The following is a 14405-nucleotide window of genomic DNA, read 5'->3' on the forward strand; positions in this document are numbered from 1 at the left end:
GCGCCCAAGAGGACTAGTGTCCGGTATTCCGGACGGTGAGCGCACGACGGCGGGTGCGCGGCCGCCGTCGTCCGCTCCACACTGGAGGTGGTCCGGGATTGCAGACAGCAGGCAGCCCGGCGGAGCGGAAGGAGTCGCCATGCCCCCCACCCAGGCACGGGAGAAGTCGAAGGTGCCCGCGGCGGAGAGCACGCTGCGGATCCTGCGCCTGCTCGCCTCGCGGCGCGGACCGCAGCCGGCCTCGGCGATCGCGGCGCAGCTCGGCCTGCCGCGTTCCACCGTCTACCACCTGCTCGCGGTCATGGAGGAGAACGGGTTCGTCCTCCATCTTCCGGAAGAGCAGCGGTACGGGCTCGGCATCGGCGCGTTCGAGCTCTCGAGTGCCTACTCCCGGCAGGAGCCGCTCTCGCGCCTGGGCCGGCCGCTGCTCGCGGCGCTCGTGGACGCGATCGGGGAGAGCACGCACCTTGCGGTGCTGCACGGCCGGGACGTGCTCTACATCGTCGAGGAGCGGGCCAAGAACCGGCCCTCGCTCGTGACCGACGTGGGGGTGCGCCTGCCGAGCCACCTCACCGCGAGCGGGCGTGCGATCCTCGCGGCGCTGCCCAAGTCCCAGGTCCGCGCGCTGTACCCGAACGCGGCGGCCTTCACGTCCCGGACCGAGGAGGGCGAGCAGATCCGCTCGTACTCGGCCCTCCAGTCGGAGCTGGACCAGGTCCGCCAGCGCGGCTACGCGACCGAGGGCGGTGAGGTCACACCTGGCTTGGCCTCGGTCGCGGCCGTGGTCCGGGACCACGCGGGCTGGCCCACGGCGGCCGTCGCGATCACGTTCGAGGCCGAGCGCGTGCCCGAGCGGCGGCGCGAGGAGCTCGCCGCCCGGGCCCAGAAGGCGGCCGGCGACCTCGCCGCGAGGATCTACGGCCGCGGCTGAACCCGGGCAGGCCGCGGCCCGGGCTGGCCCGCCGGCGGCGCCTCAGATCCGGACGAGCATCTTGCCGGTGTTCGCCCCGCGCATCATGTCCAGGAACGCATCCACCGTGTGCTCGATCCCGTCCACGATCGTCTCGTCGTAGGCGATGCTGCCCGCGGCGAACCACCCGGTCATCCGCTCGGTGAACTCGGGGGCGAGGTGCAGGTAGTGGCCGAGGGTGAAGCCGCGCAGCGTGAGCCCGCGGGTGATGAGGTTGGGCATGTTGTCCGGGCCGGCCGGGCGCTCGGTGGCGTTGTAGGCCGAGATCGCCCCGCACAGGGCCGCACGGCCGCCGTCGTTGAAGGCCTCGAGCGCGGCCTCGAGGTGCTCGCCGCCCACGTTGTCGAAGAACACGTCGATGCCCTCGGGGGCGGCTGCCGCGAGCTGGCCGCGGACGTCCCCGTCCTTGTAGTTGAAGGCGGCGTCGTAGCCGTACTTCTCCGTCAGGAGGGCGACCTTCTCCGCCGAGCCCGCGGAGCCGATCACGCGCTTGGCCCCGAGGAGCTTCGCGATCTGGCCCGCAGCAGTTCCCACGGCGCCGGCCGCGCCCGAGACGAACACCGTGTCCCCGGCCTTGAGGCCCGCGATCTCCGTGAGGCCCACGTAGGCCGTCATGCCGGTCATGCCCAGGATGTGCAGGCGGACCGAGAGCGGCACCCCAGGGACGTCGGCGAGCACCCGGAACGTCCCCGCGTCCGCCTGGATGACGTCCGTCCAGCCGTGCTGGTGGAGCACGACGGCGCCGACCGGCACCTCGTCGGCGGCGGACTCGACGACGCGGCCCACGGCGCCGCCGGTGATGGTCTCACCCAGCGCGTAGGGCGCCACGTAGCTGCGGGAGTCGTTCATCCGGCCCCGCATGTACGGATCGACCGAGACGAACTCGTTGCGCACGCGCACCTGGCCCGGCTCGAGGTCGCCGTAGGGCACGGTCACGGTGCGGAAGTCCTCGTGGGTCGGCCATCCCGAGGGGCGGCGGACAAGCTGGATCTGGGTGCTGGAGGTCTGCGACATGCTGGGTCCCTTTCGCCGGAACTGGGTCCACTCGTATTCTGTAACGACCGGTCCACTATATGCTGGACTGGTCATTACAGAAAGTGGGGTGGCCGGTGGGCAGGACCCAGTCCTTCGACCGGGAGACGGCGGTGCGCGGCGCCCGGGCCGTATTCTGGCAGTCAGGCTACGAGGATGCCTCGGTCCCGGACCTCGAGCGGGCCACCGGGCTGAGCCGCTCGAGCATCTACAACGCCTTCGGGTCCAAGCGCGGGCTCTTCGACGCGGCCGTGCAGAACTACCTCGACGAGGTGGTCCGCCCGCGGCTGGGCCCGCTCCAGGAGGCCGAGGTCGAGCCGGGCGCCATCACCGACTACCTCGACGGGCTGCGGGAGGCGCTCCGCGGTGCCGGGTCCGCGCCTGCCGCCAACGGCTGCCTGCTCATCAACGCCGCCGGGGCCCCGATCGCCCATGACGCCGAGGTGGCCCGCGTGATCGCCGCCTACCGGGACGAGCTGCGCGCCGCCGTCGGCCACGGGATCGCTGCGCGCCTGCCGGAGGCCGCGGCGGCCGACCGGGAGCGGCTCGCCGACGCCGTGACGGGGCTCGTCGTCGCCGCGTTCGCCCTTGTGCGCATCGCGCCGGAGGAGGCTTCGCGCAGCCTGCTCACCGCGCGGGGGCTCATCGACGGGTTCCAGCAGTAGGCCCGCAGGTGCGCTGATGCGCGCCGAAGGGCGGCGGGAGTATGGTGTGCATCACATGGATGCCCGCCGGCCGCAGGCGCAGCCGGGCGCGTCCTGCCGAGGGGGCTGCGCATGGCGGAGCAGGGAAGCGGGGCGGGCGCAGGGCCCGCGCGCCGGCGAAGATGGCTGCGCGCGGTGCTCATCGTCGCGACTGTCCTGGCCCTCGCAGGAGCGGGGGCTGTCGTCTACGTCGTGCAGCTGGCCGGGAGGTTCAACGCGAACGTGCACCGCTCCGATGCCCTCTCCGAGGCCTTCGCCGAGACGGCGAGCCCCTCGGCCACCGCCTCGACGCCCTCGGTCCCGAAGCTGTCCAAGGACACGAACATCCTCATCATGGGCCTCGACTCCCGGTTGGACGAGAACGGCAGGCCGCTTCCCCAGGACATCCAGAACGCGCTGCACGCGGGGGACGACAGCGGCGGCTTCTACAACGCCAACGTGCTCATGCTCGTGCACATCCCGGCCGACGGCTCCCGGTCGACGGCGATCTCGGTCCCCCGCGACGACTACGTCCAGACGGCCGGCTTCCCCGGCGCGGGATTCAAGACCAAGGTCAAGGAGGCCTACAGCTACGGCTTCGCGGCGAAGCAGGCCGCGCTCCTCGGAGCAGGCGGCCCGAACGACGACGCGACGTACCAGGCCGCCCGGGACGCCGGCCGCGCCGCCGAGCTCGCCACCGTGTCGGCCTTCCTCGGCGGGGTCCGCATCGACCACTTCGTCGAGATCACCATGGTGGCGTTCTACCAGGTTGCCCGCGCGATCGCCCCGATCACCGTGTGCGTCAACCGGGCCACCCAGGACACCTTCTCCGGGGCCGACTTCCGCGCCGGGACCCAGCAGATCGACGCCCAGCAGGCGATGGCCTTCGTCCGCCAGCGCCGCGACACCTCGGACCCCACCTACGACTTCACCGACCTCGACCGCACGCGCCGCCAGCAGGCCTTCATCGTCTCGGTGCTCCACCAGCTCAAGCAGGCGGGCACCTTCACGAACCTGCCGAAGATGGAGGCCGTGCTCGACGCGGTGAGCAAGAACATGGCGGTGGACCGGAGCCTGGACCTCCTCACGCTCGCCCAGCAGGCCACCTCCCTCACCGGCGGCAACATCTCCTTCAGCACGCTGCCCATCCTCGGCTTCGGCACCTCGCCGGACGGCGCCTCGGTCAACCTCGTGGACGTGGCGCAGATCCAGGCCACCGTCCGCGCCCTCCTCGCCCCGACCCCGCCGCCCGCGCCGAAGGCCACGCGGACCGCTCCGGCGCCCACGGCCGCGCAGAGCTCGCCGGCGGCGGGAGCCGCCTCGCCGTCGTCCGCCGCGGCCCCCGCACCGACCGCCACGCCGACGCCCACGACGGCCCCCACCACGACGACCTACGCGGACTGGCAGGGCCAGCTCCAAGGCGGCAGCGTGCCCTGCGTCAAGTAGCGCCTGCGGGGCCCAGCGGTGCCGCCGCGGCCTACAGGTGGTTGAAGAAGAACAGGCCCCAGGTGTTGAGCGTCGCCGCGAGGGCCGCCGCCGAGAGCGTGAGCCCGACCACCGTCAGGCCGAGGGACCAGCGCGCCGCGAGCGAGGCGATGCCCGAGCCGAGCCCCGCCACGGCCGAGCCGGCGCACAGCCAGACCGCCACGAGGGAGTCCCACTGGAGGAGCAGCCAGGTGCCGACCTCGGGTGCACCGCGGGGGCCGTACCAGCCGAGCTCGGACGTCAGGACCATGGACACGGAGAGGGCACCGGCGAGGGAGAGCACGCCGCACACGGTCGAGGCGATGCCGAGCACATGCCGCCCGCGCGGATTGCCCCGCTGCGCCGCCCTGCCCCAGCCGCCGTTGAGCAGCAGCCCGCGCCACGCGCTCGGATCCCTGTAGTCCACCGTGCCCCCCTTACGGAGGTAGTCAACACGGTCCAGGGCCCGCGCGGTAGCGTGGCGGGATGATCCTGCGCACCTACGCCGAGCCGGACCGCGAGGCCGTGATCGCCCTCTGGCACGCCGCGGGCCTCACCCGGCCCTGGAACGATCCCGGGCGGGACATCGACCGCGCCACGTCCACCTGGCCCGAGCTCTTCGTCGTGGCCGCGGCGGAGGAGGTCGTCGGGACGGCGATGGCGGGGTACGACGGCCACCGGGGCTGGGTCTACTACCTCGCGGTGGAGCCCGGGCGGCAGGGCGAGGGGATCGGCCGCGCGCTCTTGGCCGAGGCCGAATCGCGGCTCACGGCGCTGGGCTGTCCCAAGGTCATGCTCATGGTCCGGCGCGGCAACGAGGGCGCACACGGCTTTTACGGCGGTCTCGGGTACAGCGAGGACGAGGTCGCGACGTTCGGCAAGCGGCTCATCCCGGACTGAGGGGCCGGAGGGGGCTGGGCCGGTCTGGAATGCCGGACGGCACCCCGGCGGAGCCCCTGTTCGCGTCCGCCGCGGCGCGGTGTGATGGATGCAGAGGATCGAACGGTCCAGCAGACACCCATCCATCACGACGCAGGAGTCACGATGACGGAGACCACCAGCCCCGCCCCCAAGGCCGACTTCACCACCGGCGCCCGCCCGGTCCGTGCTCCCCGCGGCACCGAGATCACGGCCAAGTCGTGGCAGACCGAGGCGCCCATGCGCATGCTCATGAACAACCTCGATCCCGAGGTGGCCGAGCGCCCCGACGAGCTCGTCGTCTACGGCGGCACAGGGCGCGCCGCCCGCTCGTGGAAGGCCTTCGACGCGATCGTCGAGACCCTCAAGGGCATGGACGACGACGAGACCCTGCTCGTGCAGTCCGGCAAGCCGGTGGGCGTCTTCCGCACCAACGTCTGGGCCCCCCGCGTGCTCATCGCGAACTCGAATCTCGTGGGCGACTGGGCCACCTGGCCCGAGTTCCGCCGCCTCGAGGCCGAGGGCCTGACGATGTACGGCCAGATGACCGCCGGCTCATGGATCTACATCGGCACGCAGGGCATCCTCCAGGGCACGTACGAGACGTTCGCCGCCGTGGGCCGGAAGCTCCTCGCCGCCAGGCAGGGCACAGCCGACCACCCCGCGCCCCCCGCTCAGGACGCCGCCGAGGGCCCCCTCGCCGGCACCCTCACGCTCACCGGCGGCTGCGGCGGCATGGGCGGCGCCCAGCCCCTCGCCGTCACCCTGAACGACGGCGCGTGCCTCATCGTCGACGTCGACGAGTCCCGCCTCCGCCGCCGGGTCGGCAAGCGCTACCTCGACGAGGTCGAGACGGACCTCGACGCCGCGATCGCCAAGGTGTGCAAGGCCAAGGAGGAGCGCCGCGGCTGGTCCGTGGGCTACGTGGGCAACGCCGCCGAGGTGTTCCCCGAGATCCTCCGGCGCCACAGGGCCGGCGAGCTCACCGTGGACGTCGTGACCGACCAGACCTCCGCCCACGATCCCCTCAGCTACCTGCCCACCGAGTACACCGTGGAGCAGTGGAAGCCCGAGGCCGAGGCCGATCCGGAGGGCTTCACCAAGAAGGCCGAGAACGCGATGGCCCGCCACGTCCAGGCCATGGTCGAGTTCCAGGACGAGGGCGCCGAGGTCTTCGACTACGGCAACTCGATCCGCGATGAGGCCCGCAAGGGCGGCTACGGGCGCGCGTTCGCCTTCCCCGGCTTCGTCCCGGCCTACATCCGCCCGCTGTTCTGCGAGGGCCTCGGCCCGTTCCGCTGGGTGGCCCTCTCCGGCGACCCCGAGGACATCAAGGTCACCGATCAGGCCATCAAGGAGCTCTTCCCCGAGAACAAGCACCTGCACACGTGGCTCGACGCCGCCGAGGAGCGCGTGGAGTTCGAGGGCCTCCCGGCCCGCATCTGCTGGCTCGGCTACGGCGAGCGCCACCAGGCCGGGCTGCTCTTCAACCGCCTCGTCGCCGAGGGCAAGGTGAAGGCTCCGATCGTGATCGGCCGCGACCACCTGGACTCCGGCTCGGTGGCCTCCCCGTACCGCGAGACCGAGGCCATGAAGGACGGCTCGGACGCGATCGCCGACTGGCCGCTGCTCAACGCGCTCACCGCGGCGTCCTCGGGCGCCACGTGGGTCTCGATCCACCACGGCGGCGGCGTGGGGATCGGCCGCTCGATCCACGCGGGCCAGGTCTCCGTCGCCGACGGCACCGAGCTCGCCGCCGCCAAGCTCACCGCCCTCCTGACCAATGACCCGGGCATGGGCGTGATCCGCCACGTCGACGCCGGATACGAGCGCGCCGCCGAGGTCGCCGCCGAGCGCGGCGTCAAGATCCCCATGACCCCGGCCCCCGGCACGGCCAAGTAAAGGACTCCACGGACATGACCCTCACCGCCCCCGAAACCCACCTTCCCACCCAGGTGACCCTCTCCACCGCCGGCCTCACGGCCGAGGACGTCGTCGCCGTCGCCCGCCACCATGCCACGGTGGCCGTCGCGCCCGAGGCGCTCGACGCCGTCGCCCGCGTCCGCGCCCACGTCGAGGAGCTAGCCGCGTCCGAGATCCCCGCGTACGGGATCTCGACCGGGTTCGGCGCCCTCGCGAACCTGCACATCCCGCAGGAGAAGCGCACCCAGCTGCAGAAGTCGCTCATCCGCTCGCACGCCGCAGGCATGGGCCCGGCCGTCGAGCGCGAGGTGGCGCGCGCCCTCATGTTCCTGCGCGCCAAGACCCTCGCCTCGGGCCGCACCGGCGTGCGCCCGGTGGTCCTCGAGACCTTCGTGGCGCTGCTCAACGCGGGCATCACCCCCGTGATCCGCGAGTTCGGCTCGCTGGGCTGCTCGGGCGACCTCGCCCCGCTGTCCCACGTGGCCCTCGTGCTCATGGGCGAGGGGGAGGCATTCGGGCCCGACGGCGAGCGGTGCGGCGGGGTGGGTGAGCGCAGCGTCGCGGAGCTGCTCGCCGAGCACGGCATCCGGCCCATCGTGCTGGCCGAGAAGGAGGGCCTGGCCCTCGTCAACGGCACCGAGGGCATGCTCGGCATGCTGCTCATGGCGCTCGCCGACCTGCGCCAGCTGGTCACGACGGCGGACGTCACCGCGGCCCTGTCCGTCGACGGGCTCATGGGCACCGACCAGGTGTTCCTGCCCGAGCTGCACGCCCCGCTGCGCCCGCACCCGGGCCAGGCCGACTCGGCCGCCAACATGCTCGCCGTGCTGCGGGACTCCGCGATCGTCGCCTCCCACCGCGAGGGCGACTCCCGCGTCCAGGACGCGTACTCGCTCCGGTGCGCGCCGCAGGTGGCCGGCGCCGTGCGGGACACGATCGCCCACGCGCAGACCGTGGCCGAGCGCGAGCTCGCCGCCGCGATCGACAACCCGGTGGTGCTGCCGGACGGCCGCGTGTCCAGCAACGGCAACTTCCACGGAGCCCCGGTCGCGTACGTGCTGGACTTCCTCGCGATCGCCGTCGCGGACCTTGCGTCGATGGCAGAGCGGCGCACCGACCGGATGCTCGACCCTGCGCGCTCCCACGGGCTCCCGGCGTTCCTCGCCCATGACCCGGGCGTCGACTCCGGCCTCATGATCGCCCAGTACACCCAGGCCGGGCTCGTCTCGGACTGCAAGCGCCTTGCCGTCCCCGCCTCCGTGGACTCGATCCCGAGCTCGGCCATGCAGGAGGACCACGTGTCCATGGGGTGGCACGCCGCGCGCAAGCTCCGCAAGGCCGTGGAGAACCTGCGAAGGGTCCTGGCGATCGAGCTCGTCACCGCCGCCCGCGCGATCGACCTCCGCACCGAGGCCTCCGGCGGCGCGCTCGTCCCGGGCCCCGGCGGCGCCGCTGCGCTCGAGGTCCTCCGCCGCACGGTGCCCGGCCCGGGGGCGGACCGCTTCATGTCCCCCGAGCTCGAGGAGGCGGACCGGATGCTCGCCGGGGGCGAGCTGCTCGCCGCGGTGAGCGCCGCCGTCGGCGGTCTCCGCTGACGGCGGCGACGCCGGCCTGACGCGCTCTGGAAGGTTGCACAACGATTCGCGCGAATCGTGGTCAGACCCTACATGGCGACGCGCCGGGCAACCCGATAGAAAGAGGTATCCGCGATGACGCGGACCACACTGGGGCCATGGAGGCGTGGCCTGCATCACAGCACATCAACGGGCGCAGGTTTCTGCACAAGGGAGTGAAGAGGCAATGAAGGCACGTGGAGCAGTACTTTCCCGGCGCGGCGCATACCAGGCACCGGTGGAGAACTGGGCCGAACTCGCCGTGGGGGAGGTCGTGGAAGTGGTCCGGCACGCGCAGGTCGTGGCCCGCGGAACGGTCGAGGAGGTGTCCCTCAGCGGGAACGTGCTGTGGATCCTTCCGCAGGGTCCGCAGGACCGCCAGCTGTGCCTCAAGTCGGATGGAGTGATCGTCCGCCGCGGCTGAGCCACCGCTCGCCGCTGCGGCCTGCCTCGCAGAGGCTCGCAACGAGAGGGGCCCGCACCTACCGGTGCGGGCCCCTCTGCGTGCGCTGGGCGCCCTTCAGAGCCCCATCGTGAGCATCGTCTCGGGCGAGGGCTCGCCGGCCGCGGCCGAGAAGGTGTCCAGTGCTGCGACGATCGCGGCGCGCTCCGACGGCCCGAGCCGGCCGAGGATCTCCGCCATCGACTCCCGGCGGCGCTGCGTGGCCTCGTGGACGATCCGGGCGCCCTTCTCTGCCAGCTGCACGAGGATCTCGCGGCGGCTGCCAGGGCTGGGGCTCCGCGCGACGAGCCCCGCGTCCTCCATCCGGTCCAGGAAGCGGCTGAACGTGGACGGCACGGCGTTCAGGCGGGCCGCGACGGCGCCGATGGGCAGCGGGCCCGAGCTCGCGAGCACCACGAGCACCCGGAACTGGGGGAGGGTGACGGTCTCGAGCGCCTCGGTGACCGAGGTGGCGATGACCCCAGCAGGGCCCTGGAGGCCCTGATGACCGCCTCGACGTCGGCGTCCGCGCCGTCTGGAGTTCCCCCGCCGGCCTGCCGGCTGGCCGCATGCCTCTCGTCCATCACGGCTCCCATGCTAACCTCTTCGGCAAGAAGGATGCACAAATACAACTATTGTCGTTCTGCATAGGAGGAAGGGTGTCCATGCCGTCTGCATCGGTCCGCGGAGCCCGCTGGAGGTCGGCCGCGCGGGCGGTGGGGGACCGGATCGGGGTCGGCTCGCTGTACCTCGTGGGCCTCGCCGTGGTGGTCGGGCTCGGCGCCGGGCTCGCGGCGGTGGGCTTCCGCTGGCTGATCGTCGGCGCCACGCAGCTCTTCTCCGGCACGGCCGACTACGCGGCCACGACCGGGCACCCCGCGAACCACTGGGTCCCGTGGCTCGGCCCGGCGTTCATCGTCCTCGCCCCCGCGGTCGGCGGGCTCATCTACGGCCCGCTCGTGCACCGGTTCGCCCGCGAGGCCCGCGGCCACGGTGTCCCCGAGGTCATGTACGCAGTGGCCCGCAAGGGTGGGCGCATCAAGGGACGCGTCGCCGTGGTCAAGGCACTGGCCTCCGCACTCACCATCGGCTCGGGAGGCTCCGTGGGGCGCGAGGGGCCGATCGTCCAGATCGGATCCGCCCTCGGCTCGCGCCTGGGGACCCTCGCGGGCTCCTCGGAGTCCCAGCTGCGCACCCTCGTCGCGTGCGGGGCCGCCGGCGGCATCGCCGCGACGTTCAACGCGCCCCTCGCCGGCGTGTTCTTCGCCCTCGAGCTGATCCTGCGCGACTTCGCAGCCCGGTCCTTCGCCGCCGTCATGCTCTCCTCGATTGCGGCCTCGGTGGTCGGGCGCTCCCTGCTCGGCAACTACCCCTTCCTGCCCCTGCCCGCCTTCACCGTCTCGGACCCGGGCCAAATGCTCGTCTTCGCCCTCCTGGGGCTCGTGGCGGGCGGGGTCGGCGTCCTCTTCTCCAAGGTCCTCTACGCGATCGAGGACGCCTGCGACTGGCTCTGGCGCGGACCGGAGTGGCTGCGCCCCGCCGTCGGCGGACTCCTGCTCGGCTGCCTGCTCCTCGCGCTCCCGCAGATGTACGGTGTGGGCTACCCCGTGCTGCAGAACAGCATCCTCGGGCACTACGCCCTGCCGTTCCTGCTGCTGCTGACCGTGGCGAAGATGGCCGCCACGAGCCTCACCATCGGGATCGGCGGCTCGGGCGGCGTCTTCGCGCCCTCGCTCTTCATCGGGGCCACGACGGGGGCCGCGTTCGGCCAGATCGCGGCCGCGGCCATGCCGTCCCTCGCCGGGCAGACCGGCGCGTTCGCCCTCGTCGGCATGGGCGCGGTCTTCGCCGGCTCCACCCGGGCCGCCATCACGGCCGGCCTCATCATCTTCGAGCTCACCGGGGAGTACACGCTCATCCTGCCGCTCCTGCTCGCCGTCCTCGTCGCCACCGCGGTGTCTGCCCTCGCCAGCCGCGACACGATCTACACGCGCAAGCTCCTCCGGCGGGGCATCGACCTCTCGGCGCCGCAGCAGAGGGGTGCGCTCCATGGGCTCACGGTCGCCCAGGCGATGACGGCGCCGCCGCGGCCGCTCGCCGCGACCCTGTCGGCCCGCGAGGCTGCCGCGCTGCTCGCGGAGTCGGCCGCGCGGGCGGCGCCCGTGGTCGACGGCGCGCAGCGGCTCACCGGCGTCATCACCCCGGCGGTGCTTGCCGAGGGCCTCGAGGACGACGACGTCGCGGGGCTCACCGCGGGCGACCTCGCCCAGTCCTCGGGCGCGCTGCGGGAGTCCGAGGGACTCTCGGCCGGCATCGACCTCGTGCTCGCCGCCGCGGACACCGATGGCCTTCCGGTGGTCGACGACGAGGGGGTCCTCACGGGCTGGCTCGACACCAAGCACGTGCTGCGCTGGCTCATGGCCTCGTCCTGAGCAGCATCGTCGTCCCACGGGTCAAGGAGCATCATGGTACCGATCTGGCTGACTGCCCTCGCCTGGGCGTGCCTCGCCGCCGCAGCGGCCAGCGCCGCCGTCATCCTCGTCGACATCTACGGGCGCGGACACCGCCTCCGGATGCGCGTGATGGAGGCGGTCTGGCCCGTCACGGCCCTCTACCTCGGGCCCGTCGCGGTGTGGGGGTACTGGCGCTACGGGCGCACTACGAGTTCGCGGTGGCTCAAGGACCGCGGACTCGACGAGCCCCCGGAGAAGCCCTTCTGGGCCCAGGTCGCGGTCGGCGTCAGCCACTGCGGCGCGGGCTGCACGCTGGGTGACATCATCGCCGAGACCGGGATCTTCCTCCTGGGCCTCCAGATCGCGGGCACCGCGCTGTGGGCCGAATACGCCGGCGACTACCTCCTGGCCGTCCTCCTCGGGCTCGCGTTCCAGTACTTCGCGATCGCCCCGATGCGCGGGCTCGGCTTCAAGAAGGGGATCGTGGCTGCCGCCAAGGCCGACGTGCTCTCCCTGACCGCCTTCGAGGTGGGGCTCTTCGGATGGATGGCGCTCATGGCGTTCGCCTTCTTCCCCGGCCCGCACCTCCACCCCGACTCGCCCGTGTACTGGTTCCTCATGCAGGTCGGGATGGTGATCGGCTTCGCCACGGCGTGGCCGGCGAACGTCTGGCTCATCCGCAAGGGGGTCAAGGAGGCGATGTAGCCGCGGCGCCGGCGCCCTACGCCGTGGAGGCCTCCGGCTCGAGGTCGATCACCACGAGCTCCGGGGCGGCCGCGCCGTCGGCGGCGGCCGCCAGGCTCGCACCGAGGTGCCTGCTCACCGGGCCGTGGGGGACCTTGCGCACCACGAGCGCCCGGGCGCCGACCTGCGCCGCATGCCGGGCAAGGGCCTCCGCCGAGGCCGCGTGGTCGCCCACGCTGTGCAGGACGAGGCCCCGCACGGCCAGGCCGGTGCCGGCCAGTCGGTCGACGTGCGCGGAGACGGCGGCCCGCGCCTCCTCCTCCGTCTCGGGGCTCACCGCGAGCTCCTCGATGATCTCGGTCTCGCGGACGTGGACCACCTCGAGCGGTGCCCCCTCGTGGGAGGCGAGCTCGGCGGCGCGGTCCGCGATCTCGGCGGCGGCCGGGGTGGCCCGGACGGCGACGACGATCGGCCGGCTCCCGGTGGGCGCCGCCCCGAGCGGCTCGAGCGCCGGCAGCACCGCCTCGGGCGCCTCCGTCCCGCGCTCCGCCCTCGTGACGAGCCGTGCGCCCGAGGCGAGGACGGGAACCGCGAGCAGGAAGGCGATCGCGCCGACCCCGAACGCCACGCTCTGGTTGGTGGCCTCGGCGATCTTTCCCGCCACGAACGGCGCGAGGCCGCCGCCGATGAACCGGATGAACCCGTAGGACGAGGACGCCACGGACCGCTCCACCGGGGCCACGAGCATGACCGCCTGGGTGGTGAGCGTGTTGTTGATGCCGATGAACGCCCCGCTGACGATCACGGCCACGATCACGACGGCGGGCCGGCTCACCCCGAGCGCGATGACCGCCATCACGATTGCAAGGCCCACCAGGTTCGCGTACAGCACGGCCACCGTCCCGAACCTGCGCTGGAGCCTCGGGGCGAGGAACACGGCGAAGACCGCCACGAGGGCGCCCCAGCCGAAGAAGACGAGGCCGAGCTCGTGCGGGCCGAGCTTCATGGGGTACGGCGCATAGCCGAGCATCGTGAAGAAGCCCCAGTTGTAGAGCAGGGCCATGAGGCCCATGGTCAGCAGGCCGCGGTGCCTCAGCGCCGTCAGCGGGGCGCTGAGCTTCGTCTTCTGGGCCGGCTTGGGCTGCCGGGGCACGAACAGGAGGGTCGCGACGAGGGCGATGGCCATGAGCACCGCGACGCCGTAGAAAGGCCCGCGCCAGGAGATGCTGCCGAGCTCGCCCCCGAGCAGGGGACCTACCGCAATGCCGATCCCCAGGGCCGTCTCGTAGAGGATGATGGCGCCGGAGAAGCCGCCCTTCGCGGAGGCGACGATCACGGCCAGGCTGGTGGCGATGAAGAGCGCGTTGCCGAGGCCCCATCCGGCCCGGAAGCCGATGATCCCGCCGATCGTGCCGGAGCTCCCGGCGAGGGCGGCGAAGGCGACGATGAGGGCCAGCCCCACCACGAGGGTCCACTTCGACCCGATCCGGCTCGAGACCCAGCCGACGCCGAGCATCGCCACGGCCGTCACCACGAGGTAGCTCGTGAACAGGAGCGAGACGTCGCTCGGCGAGGCGTGCAGCCCGGCGGCGAGGGCGGGGAGGATGGGGTCGACGAGCCCGATGCCCATGAAGGAGATCACGCACGCGAACGCCACCGCCCACACGGCGCCGGGCTGCTTGAAGGGACTGGCCGGGGCGCTTCCGTGGTGCGCGCTCATGGGTGCTCCTCTTCCTGGCTCGGATTCTCGCGCTGCTTCGGGGATCGGAACGGGGGAGGGCCGGAGTCCACGAGGCGCTCGAGCGCCGGGAGCGCCGCGGCGATGGCCGCGCGGTCGGCCGGGTCGAGGCCGCCCAGCAGCTCGTCGAGGAACCCGACGTGGCGGGCACGCCGCCGCTCGAGGACGTCCCGGCCGTGCGCGGTGACGACCACGAGGACGCCGCGCCGGTCGCCCTCGGGGGCGGTCCGCGCCACGAGGCCGTCGGCGCTCATCCGGGCCACGAGCTGGGTCATGGCCGGCTGGGAGACGCCCTCGGCCTGGGCCAGCTCGGTGATCCTCAGGGGGCCCTCCGCCCCCAGCCGCCCGAGCGCACTCGCGGCGGAGGCGCTGATCCCGCCCACCGACGAGATGGTGCGCAGGCGCCGCACGAGCTGCTCGAGCAGGAGCGAGAACCGCCCCACGAGCTGCTGGTCGGAAAGGCGCACGGTCGGCATGCGGAGATT

General features: G+C 72.8%; 14 protein-coding genes. 9 read left to right on the forward strand and 5 right to left on the reverse strand.

From position 1 onward, the window contains the following. Positions 1 to 139 precede the first annotated feature (139 nt). A complete protein-coding gene (locus tag SA2016_RS01775; RefSeq protein ID WP_066494654.1) occupies positions 140 to 931 on the forward strand; it encodes an IclR family transcriptional regulator in 792 nt (263 codons plus the stop codon). A 42-nt stretch (positions 932 to 973) separates the two neighbouring features. On the opposite strand, the gene SA2016_RS01780 is transcribed toward SA2016_RS01775, so the two are convergent. After that, on the reverse strand, positions 974 to 1984 hold the full coding sequence (locus tag SA2016_RS01780; RefSeq protein ID WP_066494656.1) for an NADP-dependent oxidoreductase: 1011 nt from the start codon (positions 1982 to 1984) through the stop codon (positions 974 to 976). Positions 1985 to 2079: 95 nt separating this feature from the next. Between SA2016_RS01780 and SA2016_RS01785 the strand changes: the two genes are divergently transcribed. Together SA2016_RS01785 and SA2016_RS01790 are read left to right on the forward strand one after the other, a co-directional pair. Beyond that, positions 2080 to 2667: a TetR/AcrR family transcriptional regulator gene (locus SA2016_RS01785; protein ID WP_066494658.1), complete on the forward strand. Its 588-nt coding sequence runs from the start codon at positions 2080 to 2082 to the stop codon at positions 2665 to 2667. A 111-nt stretch (positions 2668 to 2778) separates the two neighbouring features. Next, positions 2779 to 4131, forward strand: coding sequence for an LCP family protein (locus SA2016_RS01790; protein WP_066494660.1), 1353 nt, complete (start codon positions 2779 to 2781; stop codon positions 4129 to 4131). Positions 4132 to 4162: 31 nt separating this feature from the next. Here the strand turns inward: SA2016_RS01790 and SA2016_RS01795 are convergent, their stop codons facing one another. After that, positions 4163 to 4576: a hypothetical protein gene (locus SA2016_RS01795; protein ID WP_066494662.1), complete on the reverse strand. Its 414-nt coding sequence runs from the start codon at positions 4574 to 4576 to the stop codon at positions 4163 to 4165. Between the two features lie 59 nt (positions 4577 to 4635). Here SA2016_RS01795 and SA2016_RS01800 point away from each other — a divergent pair, with 59 nt between their 5' ends. From SA2016_RS01800 to SA2016_RS01815, 4 genes are all read left to right on the forward strand, one after another. Beyond that, complete coding sequence (locus SA2016_RS01800; RefSeq protein ID WP_066494667.1) at positions 4636 to 5049, forward strand: GNAT family acetyltransferase; 414 nt, start codon at positions 4636 to 4638, stop codon at positions 5047 to 5049. A 144-nt stretch (positions 5050 to 5193) separates the two neighbouring features. Further along, positions 5194 to 6969, forward strand: a complete 1776-nt coding sequence (gene hutU, locus SA2016_RS01805; protein WP_066494669.1) for a urocanate hydratase — start codon at positions 5194 to 5196, stop codon at positions 6967 to 6969. Between the two features lie 14 nt (positions 6970 to 6983). Further along, positions 6984 to 8585: a histidine ammonia-lyase gene (gene hutH, locus SA2016_RS01810; protein ID WP_066494671.1), complete on the forward strand. Its 1602-nt coding sequence runs from the start codon at positions 6984 to 6986 to the stop codon at positions 8583 to 8585. Positions 8586 to 8790: 205 nt separating this feature from the next. Continuing rightward, positions 8791 to 9027: a hypothetical protein gene (locus SA2016_RS01815; RefSeq protein WP_066494673.1), complete on the forward strand. Its 237-nt coding sequence runs from the start codon at positions 8791 to 8793 to the stop codon at positions 9025 to 9027. 96 nt (positions 9028 to 9123) lie between these two features. Here SA2016_RS01815 and SA2016_RS01820 read toward each other — a convergent pair whose 3' ends face one another. Then, complete coding sequence (locus SA2016_RS01820; protein ID WP_084249233.1) at positions 9124 to 9522, reverse strand: MarR family transcriptional regulator; 399 nt, start codon at positions 9520 to 9522, stop codon at positions 9124 to 9126. A gap of 188 nt (positions 9523 to 9710) precedes the next feature. On the opposite strand from SA2016_RS01820, the gene SA2016_RS01825 reads away from it, so the two are divergent. Further along, entirely contained in the window at positions 9711 to 11477 is a 1767-nt protein-coding gene (locus SA2016_RS01825; RefSeq protein WP_084249234.1) for a chloride channel protein, read from the forward strand. Positions 11478 to 11510: 33 nt separating this feature from the next. After that, the gene (locus SA2016_RS01830) at positions 11511 to 12203 is read left to right on the forward strand and encodes a DUF4396 domain-containing protein (protein WP_066494677.1); all 693 of its coding nucleotides are present in this window, start codon (positions 11511 to 11513) and stop codon (positions 12201 to 12203) included. Between the two features lie 16 nt (positions 12204 to 12219). Here SA2016_RS01830 and SA2016_RS01835 read toward each other — a convergent pair whose 3' ends face one another. Both SA2016_RS01835 and SA2016_RS01840 read right to left on the reverse strand, forming a co-directional pair. After that, positions 12220 to 13902, reverse strand: coding sequence for an MFS transporter (locus SA2016_RS01835; protein WP_066494681.1), 1683 nt, complete (start codon positions 13900 to 13902; stop codon positions 12220 to 12222). Further along, a complete protein-coding gene (locus tag SA2016_RS01840) occupies positions 13899 to 14396 on the reverse strand; it encodes a MarR family winged helix-turn-helix transcriptional regulator (protein ID WP_066494682.1) in 498 nt (165 codons plus the stop codon). The genes SA2016_RS01835 and SA2016_RS01840 overlap by 4 nt, the downstream gene beginning before the upstream one ends. Between the last annotated feature and the right edge of the window lie 9 nt (positions 14397 to 14405).

Source organism: Sinomonas atrocyanea, from assembly GCF_001577305.1.
Taxonomy (GTDB): domain Bacteria; phylum Actinomycetota; class Actinomycetes; order Actinomycetales; family Micrococcaceae; genus Sinomonas; species Sinomonas atrocyanea.

What these genes read in the sequence shown, in the direction of transcription:
- hutU (WP_066494669.1), top strand. Translation starts at nt 5,194, where the DNA reads ATGACGGAGACCACCAGCCCCGCCCCCAAGGCCGACTTCACCACCGGC.
- SA2016_RS01830 (WP_066494677.1), top strand. Translation starts at nt 11,511, where the DNA reads ATGGTACCGATCTGGCTGACTGCCCTCGCCTGGGCGTGCCTCGCCGCC.
- SA2016_RS01775 (WP_066494654.1), top strand. Translation starts at nt 140, where the DNA reads ATGCCCCCCACCCAGGCACGGGAGAAGTCGAAGGTGCCCGCGGCGGAG.
- SA2016_RS01840 (WP_066494682.1), bottom strand. Translation starts at nt 14,396, where the DNA reads ATGCCGACCGTGCGCCTTTCCGACCAGCAGCTCGTGGGGCGGTTCTCG.
- SA2016_RS01790 (WP_066494660.1), top strand. Translation starts at nt 2,779, where the DNA reads ATGGCGGAGCAGGGAAGCGGGGCGGGCGCAGGGCCCGCGCGCCGGCGA.
- SA2016_RS01815 (WP_066494673.1), top strand. Translation starts at nt 8,791, where the DNA reads ATGAAGGCACGTGGAGCAGTACTTTCCCGGCGCGGCGCATACCAGGCA.
- SA2016_RS01780 (WP_066494656.1), bottom strand. Translation starts at nt 1,984, where the DNA reads ATGTCGCAGACCTCCAGCACCCAGATCCAGCTTGTCCGCCGCCCCTCG.
- hutH (WP_066494671.1), top strand. Translation starts at nt 6,984, where the DNA reads ATGACCCTCACCGCCCCCGAAACCCACCTTCCCACCCAGGTGACCCTC.
- SA2016_RS01800 (WP_066494667.1), top strand. Translation starts at nt 4,636, where the DNA reads ATGATCCTGCGCACCTACGCCGAGCCGGACCGCGAGGCCGTGATCGCC.
- SA2016_RS01825 (WP_084249234.1), top strand. Translation starts at nt 9,711, where the DNA reads ATGCCGTCTGCATCGGTCCGCGGAGCCCGCTGGAGGTCGGCCGCGCGG.
- SA2016_RS01835 (WP_066494681.1), bottom strand. Translation starts at nt 13,902, where the DNA reads ATGAGCGCGCACCACGGAAGCGCCCCGGCCAGTCCCTTCAAGCAGCCC.